This window comes from Komagataeibacter oboediens, assembly GCF_018491655.1.
Classification (GTDB): Bacteria; Pseudomonadota; Alphaproteobacteria; order Acetobacterales; family Acetobacteraceae; genus Komagataeibacter; species Komagataeibacter oboediens.
The window spans coordinates 306,493-321,915 of sequence record NZ_JABLUU010000001.1 but is presented as its reverse complement, the minus strand read 5'-3'; the positions used below and the strand labels follow the sequence as shown (position 1 = coordinate 321,915).

14 protein-coding genes are annotated in these 15,423 nt (G+C 64.4%); 7 read left to right on the top strand and 7 right to left on the bottom strand.

The window, feature by feature from the left end; translation table 11 throughout:
- Positions 1-26: 26 nt before the first annotated feature.
- Entirely contained in the window at positions 27-1,958 is a 1,932-nt protein-coding gene (locus tag HNO79_RS01410) for a transketolase-like TK C-terminal-containing protein (RefSeq protein WP_010513945.1), read from the bottom strand.
- A gap of 134 nt (positions 1,959-2,092) precedes the next feature.
- On the opposite strand from HNO79_RS01410, the gene HNO79_RS01405 reads away from it, so the two are divergent.
- Positions 2,093-2,557 (top strand): hypothetical protein, encoded by a 465-nt coding sequence (locus HNO79_RS01405; protein ID WP_010513944.1) that lies wholly within the window; start codon positions 2,093-2,095, stop codon positions 2,555-2,557.
- 133 nt (positions 2,558-2,690) lie between these two features.
- A complete protein-coding gene (gene hemA / locus HNO79_RS01400; RefSeq protein WP_408885693.1) occupies positions 2,691-4,022 on the top strand; it encodes a 5-aminolevulinate synthase in 1,332 nt (443 codons plus the stop codon).
- A gap of 60 nt (positions 4,023-4,082) precedes the next feature.
- Here the strand turns inward: hemA and HNO79_RS01395 are convergent, their stop codons facing one another.
- Positions 4,083-4,883: a DsbA family protein gene (locus HNO79_RS01395; RefSeq protein ID WP_200410415.1), complete on the bottom strand. Its 801-nt coding sequence runs from the start codon at positions 4,881-4,883 to the stop codon at positions 4,083-4,085.
- 245 nt (positions 4,884-5,128) lie between these two features.
- On the opposite strand from HNO79_RS01395, the gene HNO79_RS01390 reads away from it, so the two are divergent.
- The 3 genes from HNO79_RS01390 (at position 5,129) to HNO79_RS01380 (ending at position 8,268) form a co-directional block, all read left to right on the top strand.
- Positions 5,129-6,550 (top strand): gamma-glutamyltransferase, encoded by a 1,422-nt coding sequence (locus HNO79_RS01390; protein WP_048856191.1) that lies wholly within the window; start codon positions 5,129-5,131, stop codon positions 6,548-6,550.
- Positions 6,551-6,727: 177 nt separating this feature from the next.
- Entirely contained in the window at positions 6,728-7,774 is a 1,047-nt protein-coding gene (gene recA / locus HNO79_RS01385; protein WP_010513938.1) for a recombinase RecA, read from the top strand.
- A 122-nt stretch (positions 7,775-7,896) separates the two neighbouring features.
- Positions 7,897-8,268 carry a hypothetical protein gene (locus HNO79_RS01380; RefSeq protein WP_029329388.1) on the top strand — a complete coding sequence of 124 codons (372 nt, stop codon included), beginning with the start codon at positions 7,897-7,899 and terminating at the stop codon, positions 8,266-8,268.
- 99 nt (positions 8,269-8,367) lie between these two features.
- Here HNO79_RS01380 and HNO79_RS01375 read toward each other — a convergent pair whose 3' ends face one another.
- On the bottom strand, positions 8,368-9,693 hold the full coding sequence (locus HNO79_RS01375) for a glycerate kinase type-2 family protein (protein WP_048856212.1): 1,326 nt from the start codon (positions 9,691-9,693) through the stop codon (positions 8,368-8,370).
- A 294-nt stretch (positions 9,694-9,987) separates the two neighbouring features.
- Here HNO79_RS01375 and coaA point away from each other — a divergent pair, with 294 nt between their 5' ends.
- Positions 9,988-10,965 carry a type I pantothenate kinase gene (gene coaA / locus HNO79_RS01370; protein ID WP_200410417.1) on the top strand — a complete coding sequence of 326 codons (978 nt, stop codon included), beginning with the start codon at positions 9,988-9,990 and terminating at the stop codon, positions 10,963-10,965.
- 219 nt (positions 10,966-11,184) lie between these two features.
- Here coaA and aldA read toward each other — a convergent pair whose 3' ends face one another.
- Positions 11,185-12,633, bottom strand: coding sequence for an aldehyde dehydrogenase (gene aldA / locus HNO79_RS01365; RefSeq protein ID WP_048856192.1), 1,449 nt, complete (start codon positions 12,631-12,633; stop codon positions 11,185-11,187).
- 160 nt (positions 12,634-12,793) lie between these two features.
- Positions 12,794-13,360 (bottom strand): ferritin-like domain-containing protein, encoded by a 567-nt coding sequence (locus tag HNO79_RS01360; protein ID WP_048856213.1) that lies wholly within the window; start codon positions 13,358-13,360, stop codon positions 12,794-12,796.
- A 244-nt stretch (positions 13,361-13,604) separates the two neighbouring features.
- Between HNO79_RS01360 and HNO79_RS01355 the strand changes: the two genes are divergently transcribed.
- Positions 13,605-14,279, top strand: coding sequence for a GntR family transcriptional regulator (locus HNO79_RS01355; protein WP_010513931.1), 675 nt, complete (start codon positions 13,605-13,607; stop codon positions 14,277-14,279).
- Positions 14,280-14,304: 25 nt separating this feature from the next.
- Here HNO79_RS01355 and minE read toward each other — a convergent pair whose 3' ends face one another.
- Together minE and minD are read right to left on the bottom strand one after the other, a co-directional pair.
- Entirely contained in the window at positions 14,305-14,580 is a 276-nt protein-coding gene (gene minE / locus HNO79_RS01350; protein WP_048856193.1) for a cell division topological specificity factor MinE, read from the bottom strand.
- Positions 14,580-15,392 carry a septum site-determining protein MinD gene (gene minD, locus HNO79_RS01345; RefSeq protein ID WP_010513928.1) on the bottom strand — a complete coding sequence of 271 codons (813 nt, stop codon included), beginning with the start codon at positions 15,390-15,392 and terminating at the stop codon, positions 14,580-14,582. Before minD ends, minE begins: the two co-directional genes overlap by 1 nt.
- Positions 15,393-15,423 lie beyond the last annotated feature (31 nt).

The window sequence follows — 15,423 nt, the reverse complement described above, 5'->3', positions numbered from 1 at the left end:
TTATTTTCTCCGTAAGGTCAGACATTTCACACACTGACATCGGCCGATGTCATCCCGGGCGGCGCGCCGTTTCCTCCCGCCGGTTCAGTCAGGGTATCGGACAGGGGACGGACCAGACGCAGCGCGTCGCGGCAGATCCGTTCCGGCGTGATGTCAGTCGCGCTGTCAGGCTGGTCCGGGGCGGCCGTCCCGAACCCGTCAATGCCAACAAACAGCCCGTCTGTCCCAAGCCAGCGTTCCCATCCAAACCCTGACGCGGCTTCAATGCCGATCCGGGGTGCCGTTCCCAGCACGGCGGCACGATACGTCATTTTTTGCGCGGCGAACAGTTCCCAGCATGGAAGGGATACGACAGCCGCCGCAACCCCTGCGTCCTTCAACAGTTTGCGTGCCGCCAGCGCCAGTATCGCCTCGTGCCCCGTGGCGACCAGCGTGACCTGCCGCGTCCCTTCGGCTTCCGCCAGGACGTAGCCGCCGCGCGCGCACAGGTTGGTCAGCCCGTGCTGTTCGCGTTCCGGGGCGCCCGCCGTCGCCATCGCAGGGGCGGATTCCAGTGTCAGCAGGCTGGGTCCGCTGGTCCGCCGCAGCGCCAGTTCCATGCATTCCATCGTCTCGCGGTGGTCTGCAGGGCGGAAAACCGCCACGTTTGGCATGGCGCGCAGGCTGGCCAGCTGTTCCACCGGCTGGTCGCCCGCCGCGCCGTCGCCGCTCAGCAGGTCGTCATCGGTCAGCAGGTAGATCACCTGCAGGTCCGTCATGGCGGCATAGCGCAGGGCGGGGCGCATGCGGTCCACCGCGATGATGGTCGATGTGCCCGCCGCCAGCAGTCCGTCATGCATGGCGATGCCATTGAGCAGGGCCGCCATGCCATGCACCTGCGTTCCGCATGACAGGTCCGCCTCGCCGCCGTTGCGGCGGTTCGTGGGCAGGTCGGCCAGCATGCCCCGGCGCGAGCGCAGGCAGGTCAGTTCCGGCAGGAGTTCATGCAGCGTCTCGAGTCCCCTCCGGGCCGCGAACGTGGGGGCGACACGGGCGATGGCGCTGCCGTGTTCGCGCCATGACCGTTGCCAGTCGGGCTGCCAGAAGGCGGGGCGCTGGTTGTGGGCCATGCGTTCGAATTCGGCCTTCTGCCGGTCCTTGAGCAGCCGGCGTAGCCACGAGCGCCGCGCGCTGGCCCCACGCCGTGCGGCGCCCGCCCACAGGCCCGGATCATCGACAAAAGGGGGCGGCGGGTCGATTTCCGGTGAGGCGATGCATGCGATCAGGCAGGGCTTGTGCGTGCGCTGTGACGACGTGATGGCGGCCGCGATCTGTTCGGGGCTGTCGGCGTCCACCTTCCGCACCGACCAGCCCGATGCGCTGTAGCGCGGCAGGATGGCGTCCACGGCCTCGCGCTCGCTTGTCCACAGGCCGACGACCAGCGTGACCCGGTCCAGCCCCATCTGGCCCGCAAGCGCCGCACTTTCCAGCGCGACGCCGGTGGACAGTTCGGTCCAGCAGCCCAGCCCCCATATCCGGTGGTTGACCAGTGATCGCCCAAACCGTGCCGCCAGCGTCTGTTCCGCCAGCGCCATGCCGATCGCGGCCCCCAGTCCCTGCCCGCTGGGGCCGCAGGCCTGACGGTCATGCGGCGGGGCGGGGTGGTCACCCACGCGCGGTGGAAGCGGCGCCTGTCCCGACAGTTCGGCCATGATGCGCGGCAGCACGCGATAGCGGGGGGAGGACACCACGAAGCGGTCCCGGTCCGGCCACTCCGGGCTGGCGGGATCGAAGCGCAGGAAACGACTCCACAATACCGCGCAGAAACACGACATGACCCGGGCATGGGGGGCATAGCGGCGATTGGGTTCATGGATGCCGATGGCATGGCGGATGGCCGTCGTCAGCCGCTGCGGCATGCTGGGGGCTGCGGCTGGCAGCGTGGCGGGCGGGGTCATGCTGATCTGGTCTGTTGGCATCGGCATCGTCCTGGGGTCGGGGAATGATCGGTCGGGGCCGTTTCCGCATGACTACTGCGCTGCGCGGGCGGCGGCAATATTGCGCTATTGTCCCACTATGCCACGTGGGGGGGATACTGTATCGGTATGGGGTCATGTCCCGTCCGTTCCCGCGCCCCGTCCGCCGTGCCGTCCTTGCCGCCGCAGCCTGCCTGCCGGTGCTGGGCGGGTGCGCGCTGGTCAGCCAGAAAACATTCAACCGCCACGCGGGCGACCCGCCACAACTGCCGCAGCGCCCGCCGCCACCGGTGCCCGGCATGGACCGTCCCGCGCTGGTCACGATCGTGGCCGGGACGCCGGAAACACAGTGGAAACCCGCCGTCCGCGCCGCCGTGGCCGATGCCCTGTCGCGCAAGCCCAATGCGCTGTTCACCATTGTGGTCAGCGTGCCCGAGCGCGCCGATGGCAGCCTGCCGGACATGCCGAAGGTGGTGGATGCGGATGGCCAGCCTGTCCTGCAGGCGGTGATGGATGCCGGCGCGGGCGGGGGACAGACGGAAATGGACGCCCGCAGCGTGCCCGCGAACAGCGCAACGCAGGTCTGCATTTACGCGGAGTAGTTCAATGCGCTTTTGCAATCTCCGCCTCCATCATGCCATAAAGGGTGGTCCGCTGGCGGTTAACCCCCGGCGGTAGCGCCGCGTGAGGGGAGCATCATCCCCCCGGCGCGGGTCATCCGTAATGGTGACCGTAATGAATGAAGGCCCCGTGAACAGACCGGGGCGTGCATGGAGAAAAGCAGCAGTGTCCAGTAATCAAGTGGATGGGCATCCGTTCTTCCGGTTCTGCCGGACGGCGCTGGAGAATATACGCGCGCAGGGTCGCTACCGGCAGTTCACCCCACTGGCACGCCAGGCCGAGCGTTATCCCCTGTATGACCAGCCGGAAACACAGGCCACTCCGTCAACCCCCGCCTGCCCGCAGGACCGGGAAGTGGTTGTCTGGTCCTCCAATGACTATCTGGGCATGGGGGTCGATCCCGCCGTGGTCGAAGCCGCCATTCAGGCGATCCATGAACATGGCGCGGGGGCCGGCGGCACGCGCAATATCGCGGGTACCAGCCCTGTCCATACCGCGCTGGAAGCCGAAATGGCCGACCTGCACGGCAAGGAGGCTGGGCTGCTGTTCGTCTCCGGCTATGTTTCCAACCAGGCAACCCTGCAGACGATCCTGAGCAGCATGCCCGGCTGGATATGCTTTTCCGACCGGCTGAACCATGCCTCCATGATCGCGGGCATCAAGGGTGCGCGCGGTTCGACCACGGTCATCTACGAACATAACGACCTTGCCGACCTGGAAGCCAAGCTGGCCGCCGCCCCCAAGGATGCGCCCAAGCTGATCGCGTTTGAAAGCGTGTATTCCATGGACGGCGACATATCCGACATTGCCGGGACATGCGCGCTGGCGCGCAAATATGGCGCCATGACCTATCTGGATGAAGTGCATGCCGTGGGCCTGTATGGCGACCAGGGTGGCGGCGTGTCCGAACGCGATGGCGTGGCCGATCAGGTGGACATCATCGAAGGCACGCTGGCCAAGGGGTTTGGCGTGCATGGCGGCTATATCACCGCACGCAGCGATATTGTCGAATACCTGCGTCTTGCGGCGTCGGGCTTCATCTTCACCACGGCGCTGCCGCCTGCGGTGGTGGCCGCGGCGCTGGCCAGCGTGCGGCTGGTGCGCAAGGATGGCTGGCGTCGCGAGCGCATGTTCGAACGCGTCAATACCTTCCGCGACAAGCTGCGCAAGGCGGGCATCCCCTTCACCATGACACCCAGCCACATTGTCCCGATACCGGTGGGTGATGCCAAGCGCTGCCGGGAGCTGAGTGACCGGCTGCTCAATGATTACGGGATTTACGCCACCCCCATCAATTATCCCACCGTGCCGCGTGGCACCGAACGCCTGCGCCTGACGCCGGGGCCGTTCCATACGGACGAGATGATGGACGACATGGTGACGGCCCTGTCCCGCCTGCTGCGCATCAACGATCTTGCCGCGCAGCCTGTCGCAGCCATGGCCTGAACCACCGCCCGCGCCCGGCATGGCCGGGACGCGGGCTGGCCCGTCTGGCGGTACCCGGGGTCAACGGCTCTGCGCTATGGCCTTTTTCAGGTCGTCATAGCTGACGGCGCCGGGAATGATCTGCCGGGCGTTGAAGACAAAGGTGGGCGTGCCATCCAGCCCGATGGCGCGGGCAAGTTCCATGTTCGCCTGCAGGATGGACGTGACCTTGGCGCCGTTCATGTCACTGGCCAGCATGCCGGCGTTCAGCCCGGACTGGGTAGCCAGCGTGCGCATCCGGTCGGCGGTGGGGGTGACGGAATCATTCATGATGGCCGCCTGCATGCGGAAATACGCCGCCTGTCCCCCCTGCACGAATGCCGCCACCAGCGCCTGCGACGCGATCAGGCTGCTCTGTCCCAGAACGGGAATGACCTTTTCAACAATCCGCAGATCCTTGTCCTCCTTTACCAGACGGTCAAGGTCAGGCAGCACCTTGCGACAGTAGGGGCAGCGCGGGTCATAGAATTCCACCACCGTGGTATGGCCCGTGGCATTGCCCAGTATCGCATCGGTGGCCGCCGGGGTCAGCAGGTCGGTACGGTGGGAGTCCAGCGCATTGCGGGCCGCGTTCTGCTGGGCCGCGTTGGCGCTGTTGCGCAGGGCCGCGATTGCATCGGACAGGATGGTGGGGTCGGTTTTCAGCGCATTGCGCATGATGTCCACGATTTCCTGCCGCTGCGCGGGGGTGAAACTGCTGCTGGCGGCAGTGGCAGCGTGGCCAGCGCCGGGCGTGGTGGCTGTCGCGGTCATCATTGCCCCCGCGGCCAGCAGGGCGTTCAGCAGGCGCGGACGGTGCCGGCGGGGGGAAATGAATGTCACGGGTTTGCTCCGTTGTCATGTCGGGATAATGTGTCTGTAAATGATCGGGCACGGGAAAGGAATGGGCCATGGCGGCGGACAGGGCGGCCTGACCTGTTGCCGACGGCCCGTAAGGCCGTTAAGTCGTGATGGGTCTGCCATGATCGCGCGGTCGTGCGGAATCCGTTGAGTTTATCAAAGCCGACTGCCCATTGGAGAAGCGTTGCGTGCCTGAGCCTTCGATCACCCCTGTTGCCCGTCGGTACATGCGTACGGCGCTTTCGGCCGTTCTGGCAATTTCGGTTGCTGGGTGCGCCGGTCATCGTTATTCGCCCATGCGGCTTGTCTCGCACATGTTCGGTCCGTCGCCCGGGCCGCTGATCGGCACGGTTTCGTCGGACGAACCGCAGGCGACGCTGGTGGGACGTGATATCCTGCAACGCGGTGGCAACGCGGCTGATGCGGCCACGGCCATGGGGCTGGCGCTGTCGGTCACGCTGCCGTCGCGTGCATCACTGGGGGCTGGCGGGGCGTGCCTTGCCTATCGTCCGGGTGACCAGAATGGCGGGCGTGCCTTCATGTTCCTGCCCACCGCGGGGACGGTGGCGGCCCCCGACATGCCGCATGCCGACCGTCCGGCCGCGGTCCCGATGCTGGCGCGGGGGCTGTACCTCATGCACCTCCAGTACGGGTCGGCTGCATTTTCGGAACTGGTGCCCGATGCGATCGCGCTGGCGGCCAATGGCATCAATGTCAGCCGGCAGCTGGCCAGCGACCTTGCCGCCGTTCAGGTGCCGCTACTGGCTGATGCGGGCATCCGCGCGGTGTTCAGCCGCTCGGACGGCAAGGCGCTGGCGGAAGGTGATGCGCTGGTCCAGACCCATCTGTCCGGTGCGCTGGACCAGATCCGCAGCATGGGCGTGGGTGACCTGTATAATGGCGCGCTGGGGCAGTCCTTTGTCGCGGGCAGTCAGGCCGCCGGCGGCGGGTTGCAGATGACGGACCTGCGTCATGCCATTCCGTCCGAACGCCTGCCCATCAGCCTGACCAGCGGGGAAACGCAGATCGCCTTCCTGCCGCCGCCTGCCGATGGCGGCCTGGGCAGCGCCGTTGCATTCCGCGCCGGATCCTCGTCCGATGCGGCGACGCGCGCGCAGTCCAGCATCGCGGCATGGCGGGCGCAGAATGGCAACCACGCATCGGGTACGGGTGACGACCTGACGGCGCGCGCACAGGCATTCGTCAACAGCGGCGGGGGAAGTGGCGGCGGGCTGCCTTCGCTTCCGGCGTCCACCTCGTTCACCGTGGTTGATCATTCGGGCATGGCCGTGGCGTGCAGCCTAAGTATGGACAATCTGTTTGGCACCGGGCGTATGGCGGGCAATACCGGCATCGTGCTGGGGGCATCGCCTGCGCGCCTGCCGCTGCCGCTGTTTACCGCCGCCATCGCCAGCCAGGGCCGCGCCTTCCGTGCCGCGGTTGCCGGTTCGGGGCAGAATGATGCCGCTGCCGCCGTGGGTATCGCCATGCGGCAGATCATGGCGGGACAGACGCCCGACGCCCATCCCGTCACGGCCCAGGGCCGGGTCAATGCCGTGTCCTGCCCGCATGGCCTGCCGGGTGACGCCAGCACCTGTACCGCCGCGACCGATCCGCGTGGCGCGGGACTGGCCATGGGGCCGCGCTAGGCTACGGGCCCGGGCCTGCCGGGCGGTATTATTCCGGACGGGCAGGCATGGGGCCATTGTAAATGGTCCTGTTTTGTTCCATATTGCACTGCATGACCTGCCACCTGTTGCGGCAGGGGGCGCAGGGCAGGATGCCCGGTCTTGGTTTTTTCTTCTCAAACGTCAGGGTAGGCAGCAATGGCACAGGCTCCGGGTATAGACAAAAGCAAGGCCCTGGAAGGGGCCTTGAGCCAGATCGAGCGCGCGTTCGGCAAGGGATCGATCATGCGCATGGGCGAACGCCCGACCGAACAGGTGGACGTGATTTCCACCGGGTCGCTGGGTCTGGACATCGCGCTGGGGATTGGCGGCCTGCCGCGTGGCCGTATTATCGAGATCTATGGCCCCGAAAGTTCGGGCAAGACCACCATGGCGCTTCATGCCATTGCGGAAGCCCAGCGCAAGGGCGGCACCTGCGCCTTCATCGATGCCGAGCATGCGCTTGACCCCGGTTACGCCCGCAAGCTGGGGGTGGATGTCGACAACCTGCTGATCAGCCAGCCCGATGCGGGTGAACAGGCGCTGGAAATTGCCGATACGCTGGTCCGCTCCGGCGCGATTGACGTGCTGGTGGTTGACAGCGTGGCCGCCCTCGTGCCGCGCGCGGAACTGGAAGGTGACATGGGCGACAGCCATGTGGGCCTGCACGCGCGACTGATGAGCCAGGCGCTGCGCAAGCTGACGGGGTCTGTCTCGCGGTCCAACACCATGCTGATCTTCCTCAACCAGATCCGGCTCAAGATCGGTGTGATGTTCGGCAGCCCTGAAACCACGACGGGCGGCAATGCGCTGAAGTTCTATGCATCCGTGCGCATGGATATCCGCCGGATCGGCTCGATCAAGGACAAGGACGAGGTCACGGGCAACCAGACGCGCGTGAAGGTGGTCAAGAACAAGATGGCGCCCCCCTTCCGTCAGGTCGAATTCGACATCATGTATGGCGAAGGGATCAGCAAGGTCGGGGAACTGATCGACCTTGGTGTCAAGGCGGGCATCGTTGAAAAATCCGGGGCATGGTTCTCCTGTGATAGCCAGCGCATCGGGCAGGGGCGTGAGAACGCCAAGCAGTTCCTGCGTGATCACCCGGAAATGGCCGCCGATATCGAACGCCGCGTGCGTGAGCAGGCGGGCGTGGTGGCCGAAGCCATGCTGGTCGGCCCGGACGAGGACGGCGCCGAACATTGATCCCCTTGGCCTGTCCCGTTATGGCAGGCTATCGTTTTCCACCCGTGCGTTATCGTATCGGCGCATGGTGTGGAAACTGAAAAACGGGGATGAGGGCAGCCGGCATGAAACCGCGTCTTGCAATGATCGGATTGCTGGCGTGCCTTGCGGCCTGTAGCGCGGGGCATGACGACAATAATGATCCAGCCGATGTGGATGAGTCCCCGCCCCCGCTGGGTTCCCATGGGGGCGTACGCAGCAGTGCCGCCCATGCCCGCGATGTCCTGCGCCCGCTGTCGCGGCACCTGCCCAGACCGCCCGATCCCACCGATGAAACCGGCACCGAAGCCTATCACACCCCGCCTGATTCAGCGGCGATGCAGATGATCTCGTCAGGCTATGACCCCAATCAGGCCGGGGATGATGACAACGGGTCTGACAGTGATGATGGCAAGCACTTTGTCGTGCCCGATACGCAGGTCAGCTACGGCAGGCAAGGGCAGGGCAGCCACTAAAGCGCATATAGAAATCAGCAGAAGTTTTTGGGTGCCGCCTTTTTTCAGAAAGGCGGCGTTCTTTGGCGTTTTCTGCAAAAAGCGTCACCAAAAACCCCTTTAGACGACCAGCACCGCCCGGATATCGTTCACGTTGGTCAGGGTCGGGCCGGTCATGACCAGGTCGCCCGTCTGCTGGAACAGGGTGTAGCTGTCATGCGCACGCAGGCACGCGCGCGGGTCACACCCCAGCGCGCGGGCGCGGGAGAGGGTGGTGGGGGTGATGATCGCGCCTGCCGCGTCCTCGGTTCCGTCAATGCCGTCGCTATCGGCGGCAATGGCCCATATCCCCTCGTGCCCCTGCAGGGCGTTGGCCATGGACAGCAGGAATTCCGTATTGCGGCCGCCATGCCCCGGCGTGGGCTGGTCGGGTCTGATGGTGACCGTCGTCTCGCCGCCTGACAGCAGCACGGCGGGGCCTGCCACCGGCATGCCATGCTGGCGGGCGGACAGGGCGATGCCCGCCATCAACGTGCCCGCATCCCGGCTTTCCCCTTCCAGCGCGTCACCCAGCACCAGGGGCGTCAGCCCGTATTCGCGCGCGACGCTGGCGGCGGCCTGCAACGCCATGAATGGCGTGGAAACAAGGGTGTAGCGATTGCGCGGCGACAGGGTGCCATTGACCGGCGGCTGCATGAGCACACGCCGCACGGCATCGGATACGGTAATGCCATAATGTGCGACGATGGACCGGGCATCGGCAGCGGTGGTGGGGTCGGCCACGGTCGGGCCGCTGGCAATGGTCAGCGGATCATCGCCCGGCACATCGCTTATGGCCAGCGTGACCACGCGTGCGGGGCTGGCCGCCGCCGCGAGGCCACCGCCCTTTATGGCCGACAGGTGGCGACGCACGACATTCATGTCGCGGATGCTGGCCCCGGAATGCAGCAGGGCGCGGTTGACCGCGCGGATGTCATCCAGCGTCAGGCCATCCTTGGGCAGTTCCAGCAGCGCCGAACCCCCGCCGGAGATCAGGGCGATGACAAGGTCGTCCTGGCCCAGCCCCGCAACTTCGGACATCATGGCACGGGCGGCAGCCTCGCTGCGGCTGTCGGGGACGGGGTGGGCCGCTTCCAGCACGCGGATGCGGCGCGTGGGGGCCATATGTCCGTCGCGCGTGACCACGCACCCGGTCAGGTCCACATCCGGCCATGCCTGTTCCAGTGCCGCGGCCATGGACGCCGCCGCCTTTCCCGCGCCCACCACCACGCATCTGCCCTTTGGCCGGGGTGGCAGGTAGCGCGCCAGAACCACATCGGGCATGGCGCTGCGGATGGCGGCGTCCAGTATGCCCCGCAGGGTCGTGCGTGCGCGACCGTCCGTCCAGTCCGTGGCCGTGGTGGTACGGGCTGTAGCGGAAAACGGATGGATGGTGGTGTCGTTCATTACAGTATCCAGATCCTTCAGGCATGCGTCGGCACGCGGGCCGGGTTCATACCGTAACGCGCGGTGCGTGGACGGGATGCACGCTGGCCCTTGCGCCCGGTCCATATCATCCATGCGGTGGCGGACAGTGTGTCACAATTATCACGTCTCTATCAGGATGGGGGGAAAGTCCCGGCCCATGGGCGTTGCACACGCTAATTTGGGGGGCGGGTGTATGGATTGGTATGGGTGATGGTGATACGCGGCAGATGGCCTGCACCAGTGGGCAGGCGCCACAGCAGAAAGGACAAGGGCATGGAGAACTGTGTGCTGGACGCGCGTCCCGTTCCCTCCGCGCAGTCACCCCATGGCGTGGTGCAGCCTTATCTGATCTTTCCCCGACCGGAATGGGCGGCGTTGCGTGCGAATGTGCCCCAGTCGCTGGGGGAGGCGGACATCGCGTCGCTGCGCGGGCATAACGAGCCGGTTTCGCTGGAAGACATCACCGAGATCTACCTGCCGCTGTCGCGTCTGCTCAACCTGCATGTCATGGCGACGCGCAGCATGAACAACATGGTCAAGAGTGCCTTTATCGGCGCCCCGGCCGTGACCACGCCGTTCGTGATCGGCATTGCGGGCAGCGTGGGGGTGGGGAAAAGCACGTTTGCGCGCCTGCTGCAGGCAGTGCTGGCGCGCTGGCCGGACCACCCGAACGTGGCGCTGGTCACCACGGACGGCTTCCTGCATTCCACGCGGGAACTGGAACGGCGCAAGCTCATGCACCGCAAGGGCTTTCCCGAAAGTTACGACCTGCGGCACATGATCGCGTTCCTTGCCGCGCTGAAGGCGGGCGAGCGTAACCTGAAGGTGCCGGTCTATTCCCACGAAGCCTATGACATCGTGCCGGATCGCTATCAGGTCATTGACCAGCCTGACATCCTGATATTCGAAGGGCTGAACGTGTTGCAGACCGTATCCGAACAGCCGTTCATGGCGTCTGACTTCTTTGACTTTTCCATCTATCTCGATGCGGATACGCAGGTGATCGAGGATTGGTACGTCAGACGTTTCCTGTCGCTGCAGCAGACGGCATTCCGCAAGCCTACGTCCTACTTCCATCACTGCGCCGACCTGACCCGGGATGAGGCGGAACGCATGGCGCGTGACATCTGGCGGCGCATCAACCTGCCCAACCTGCAGCAGAACATCCTGCCCACGCGCGAACGTGCCCGTGTGGTCATGCACAAAAGCCCGAGCCACGCGGTCGATACGGTGTGGATGCGCCAGATATGAATGCACCCTGAATTCCAGCCGGTATGCGTATCAGCACCCGGTGGCATGAGATCGACAGAAGGGAACGGTTTCCGCGTGCCACCTTTTTTAAAGTGTCACCAGAAACGTTGTCATTGTCCCCGTACCATCACGGGGCGGTCCATCCGGTCATCCTGAACAGGGCATAAAAAAAGGCGGCCCGACATCATGTCGGGCCGCCCTGTCGCCGGAAGTCGGTCTTTATGCGTTCAGGTAAACGGTCTTGGTATCGACATAGGCTTCCAGGCCGTACTGGCCGTCCTCCCCGCCAATGCCGCTATCACCATAGCCATGATGGAAGCCCTGTGCTGCCTCACCACCTTCACGATTGACGTAGATCTCACCGAAGTTGAGTTCGTTGGTCATGCGCATGATGTTCTTCAGGTCCTGCGTGAACATGTAGGCCGACAGGCCGTAGCGCGAGTTGTTGGCCTGCGTGATGGCGTCGTCAAAATCCTTGACGCGGATCAGCGACAGCACGGGGCCGAACACTTCGTTCTGCACGATGTCCATGTCGCCCTTCACGTTGGTCAGCAGCGTGGGGGCATAGAAATTGCCCCTGTCATACGCGCCGCCTGTCAGGCGCTTGCCACCCAGTTCGACCTTCGCCCCCTGTTCCACGGCCTTGCGGACCATGGCATCGACCTTTTCAAGTTCCTGCGCGCTGATCTTCGGTCCCATGTCGGTGTCTTCATCCAGCGGGTTGCCGGTTTTCAGGGCCTCGACCTTCGTGCGCAGGCGCTTGAGGAACTCGTCATAGACCGCCGTATGGACATAGGTGCGTTCATTGGCGGTGCAGACCTGGCCACAGTTCATGAAGCGCGCGGCAACGGCGGCATTGACGGCAGCATCGATATCAGCGTCCTCCATGACAATGAACGGGGCCTTGCCACCCAGTTCCAGCCGGACTTCCTTCAGCCCTTCGGATGCTGCAGCCATGATCTTACGGCCTGCGGGCGTGCTGCCCGTCATGGTGATCAGCCTGGTGATCGGGTTGGTCACCAGCGCATTGCCCACCGTTACCCCGCCGCCGGTGACGACATTGAAGATCCCCTTCGGGAAACCGGCCTCAACCGACAGTTCCGCCAGCGCGAGGGTGGAAAGGGGGGTCAGTTCATGCGGCTTGATGACAAAGGTATTGCCCGCGGCCAGCGCCGGACCCAGCTTGCGCGCCGTCAGGGCAAGCGGGAAGTTCCATGCTGAAATGCCGGCCACGACGCCGTGGGGGATCTTTTCAATCAGGATCTTCTCGCCCGGGCGGCTGCCGGGAATGATGTTGCCTTCCAGCCGACGGACATTTTCAGCGGCGAAGCGGATCAGCTGGATGGCAAAATTGACCTCGATCCGGGCTTCCTTCAGCGGCTTGCCGTTTTCAGAGGTAATGATACGGGCCAGCTTTTCCGTATCGCGGCGGATCAGTTCAATCAGTCGGTACAGGTAATCCGCCCGGTCGGTCGCAATCAGGCCGCGCCACGCGGGAAAGGCGTCCTGTGCGGTCTGCAGGGCACGCTTGACATCGCTTTCGCCCGCGACGGCCACATGGGCCAGCACGTCCCCCGTTGCCGGATTGCGGATGGTATCGCGTTCGGTGTTGTCAGCCTTGGACCATTCGCCACCAATGAACAGGTCATGGGTTGTCGGCTTGGTCATGGGGTAATCTCCGTTTTCAGTCGGTTCTATGGATTGCCCGCCATATGGTAGGACGCCACGCGCGGCCGTGCCACCCGCCCCGGTCAGCTCCGGGGCAGGATGGGCACGTGCATGGGTCAGGCAGAGGCAGGCGAAAGGGGAATGGAGGAGAAGAAGGCCGTCAGGATGCGAGGAAGGGCCGACCTTCGTGGGCGACCAGCAGGTCATGCATGTCGGTCGCGTGGTCTTCTTCTTCCGCAAGGATCTTTTCAAGCATGATCCGCGTTGTCGGATCATGATCGGCAAAATACCGGATCAGTTCGCGATAATGTTCAATGACCAGACGTTCGGCCACCAGGTTCTGGCGCACCATTTCCACCAGGTTGCCGCCATCGCCGTATTCGGTGGCGGAACGGGTGGCCAGTCCTTCGGGTGACAGATTGGGCACGCCGCCAAGCTGGTCGATGCGGTCGGCCGCCCACATCATATGGGCGCGTTCTTCCTTGGCGTGGGTCGCGAATTCACTGGCCACGCTTTCGCTGGTAATACCCGTTACGGAAATGGAGTGCATGGTATAGCGCAGTACACAGACCAGTTCGGTCGCCACCACAGTCTGCAGCAGGTCGATTGCGGTCTGGACATTGCCCTGGTACGCGGGGGTCACGGCGCCCTTTTCAATCGATTTCTTCGCGCGTTCCCGCAGGGTCTGCACATCGGTCAGGAACGTATTTTCGCCTGCATCGGCCATGATGCTCTCCTTGTCTGTGGCGGGCATGCGGTGGGCTGCATGTCCGTTACGGATCGTTGCTGGTGTAACGGGCCGACGGGAAAGGGGTTCCCAAAAACCCGTGGCAGGGCGCAGGAGAGTCCGGCAACACTCTAAAATATGGCAAAAACGGGTTTTTCGTTGCCTCAGACGTTGCCATTCACGTCCAGATGATTATTGATCAGCATTAATAAGACCTATTTGCATTAAGGATGAAGTAAACGGCATGGTATCATTCAGCGCAGGCCAGTCTGACAAGCTTCCCCGCCGCGCGTTGAGCGACGACGCCTACGAGCACGTGCGTCGTGGGCTGATCCGCAGCCGTTATCGCTCTGGCGAACGGCTGGTGCTGCGACCGCTGGCGGCTGAACTGGGCCTCAGCCCCACCCCCGTGCGTGAGGCGCTGCTGCGCCTTGTGTCCGAACACGCGCTGGAACTCAACGACCGCAATACCGCCGTCGTACCCGCCATGACCCAGCGCAGCTTTGCCGAAATCCATGACCTGCGCGTTGATCTGGAAATGCGCCTTGCCGCCGCCGCGGCCCAGCGTGCGTCTGACCACGGGATCGAGGCGCTGGTCATCCTGCAGCAGCAGTTCATGAGTGCATCCCAGGCACGCGACGATGGGGGCATGGCGGCCTTCAACGCGGATTTCCATACCACGGTGGCGACATTGGCCGAACTGCCGCTGACCGCCACGATCCTGAAAAACCTGTGGATGCGGATCGGGCCGATCTATGCCCTGTCACGCCCCATGATCCAGATGCAGCACGAGGGACGCACGCACCCGCATGATGACCTGATCATGGCATTGCGGCAGCGTGACGTGGCGGCCGCACAGGAGGCGGTCACGCGTGATTTCGAACATGCGCGCCGCTGGATCGAACCCCGTCTGTCCTGACGGGGCGATCGGCAGTCGGGCCGCCCTAGCGGCGGCCCGGTGACTTGATCTGCGGTACCTCGATATCGATTTCCAGCATCGAGACGGAATTGCCCCGGTCCAGCTTTACCTGCACCTTGTCCTGATCGACGGGGATATGCCGTTTGATGACCTCAAGGATTTCGGCATGCAGCTTGGACAGCAGGTCGGATTCGTCACCGTTTCCCGTGCGTTCATGCGCCAGAAGGATCTGGAGCCTGTCACGGGCGACAGGGGCGGACGTTTTCGTGCCGCGACCAAAAAGGGAGCCAAACAAGCTCATCAGCTTTTCCCCTTGAACAGGCGGGCGAACAGGCCCTTGCGTTCGACCGGGACCGTGATCTCCAGCTTCTCGCCCTCCAGCCGGCGTGCGGCTTCGGCATAGGCGCGGGCAGGCGGGCTGTCGGGACTGCTTAACGTGACCGGCGCGCCCAGGTTCGAGGCGCGCAGCACTTCCTCGCTTTCGGGAATGATGCCCAGCAGCGGAATCGACAGGATTTCCAGAACATCCTCGATACGCAGCATTTCGCCACGCGCGGCGCGTGCGGGGTCATAGCGGGTCAGCAGCAGGTGCTTTTCGATCTTGCCGCCGCCCTTGGCCTTTTCGGTCGTGCTGTCCAGCATGCCGATGATCCGGTCGCTGTCGCGCACGGACGACACTTCGGGATTGGTGACCACGATGGCGTGGTCGGCATGGTACATGGCCAGCTGCGCGCCGCGTTCGATCCCGGCCGGGCTGTCACAGATCACCCAGTCGAACTTTTCACGCAGTTCCTGCATGACGCGGGCGACGCCTTCGGCCGTCAGGGCGTCCTTGTCGCGGGTCTGGGACGCGGGCAGGATGGACAGCGTTTCGATGCGCTTGTCACGGATCAGCGCCTGCGACAGCTTGGCGTCACCCTGAATCACGTTGATCAGGTCGAACACGACCCGCCGCTCGGCCCCCATCACCAGGTCGAGGTTGCGGAGGCCGACGTCAAAGTCAACAACGACGACATTCTGCCCGGTCTGTGCCAGTGCGGCGCCCAATGCGGCGGTCGACGTGGTCTTTCCGACGCCACCCTTGCCGGATGTGACAACCAGCACTTTTGCCATTGGGGTACTTCCTTGTCCGCTTTTAGGGGAT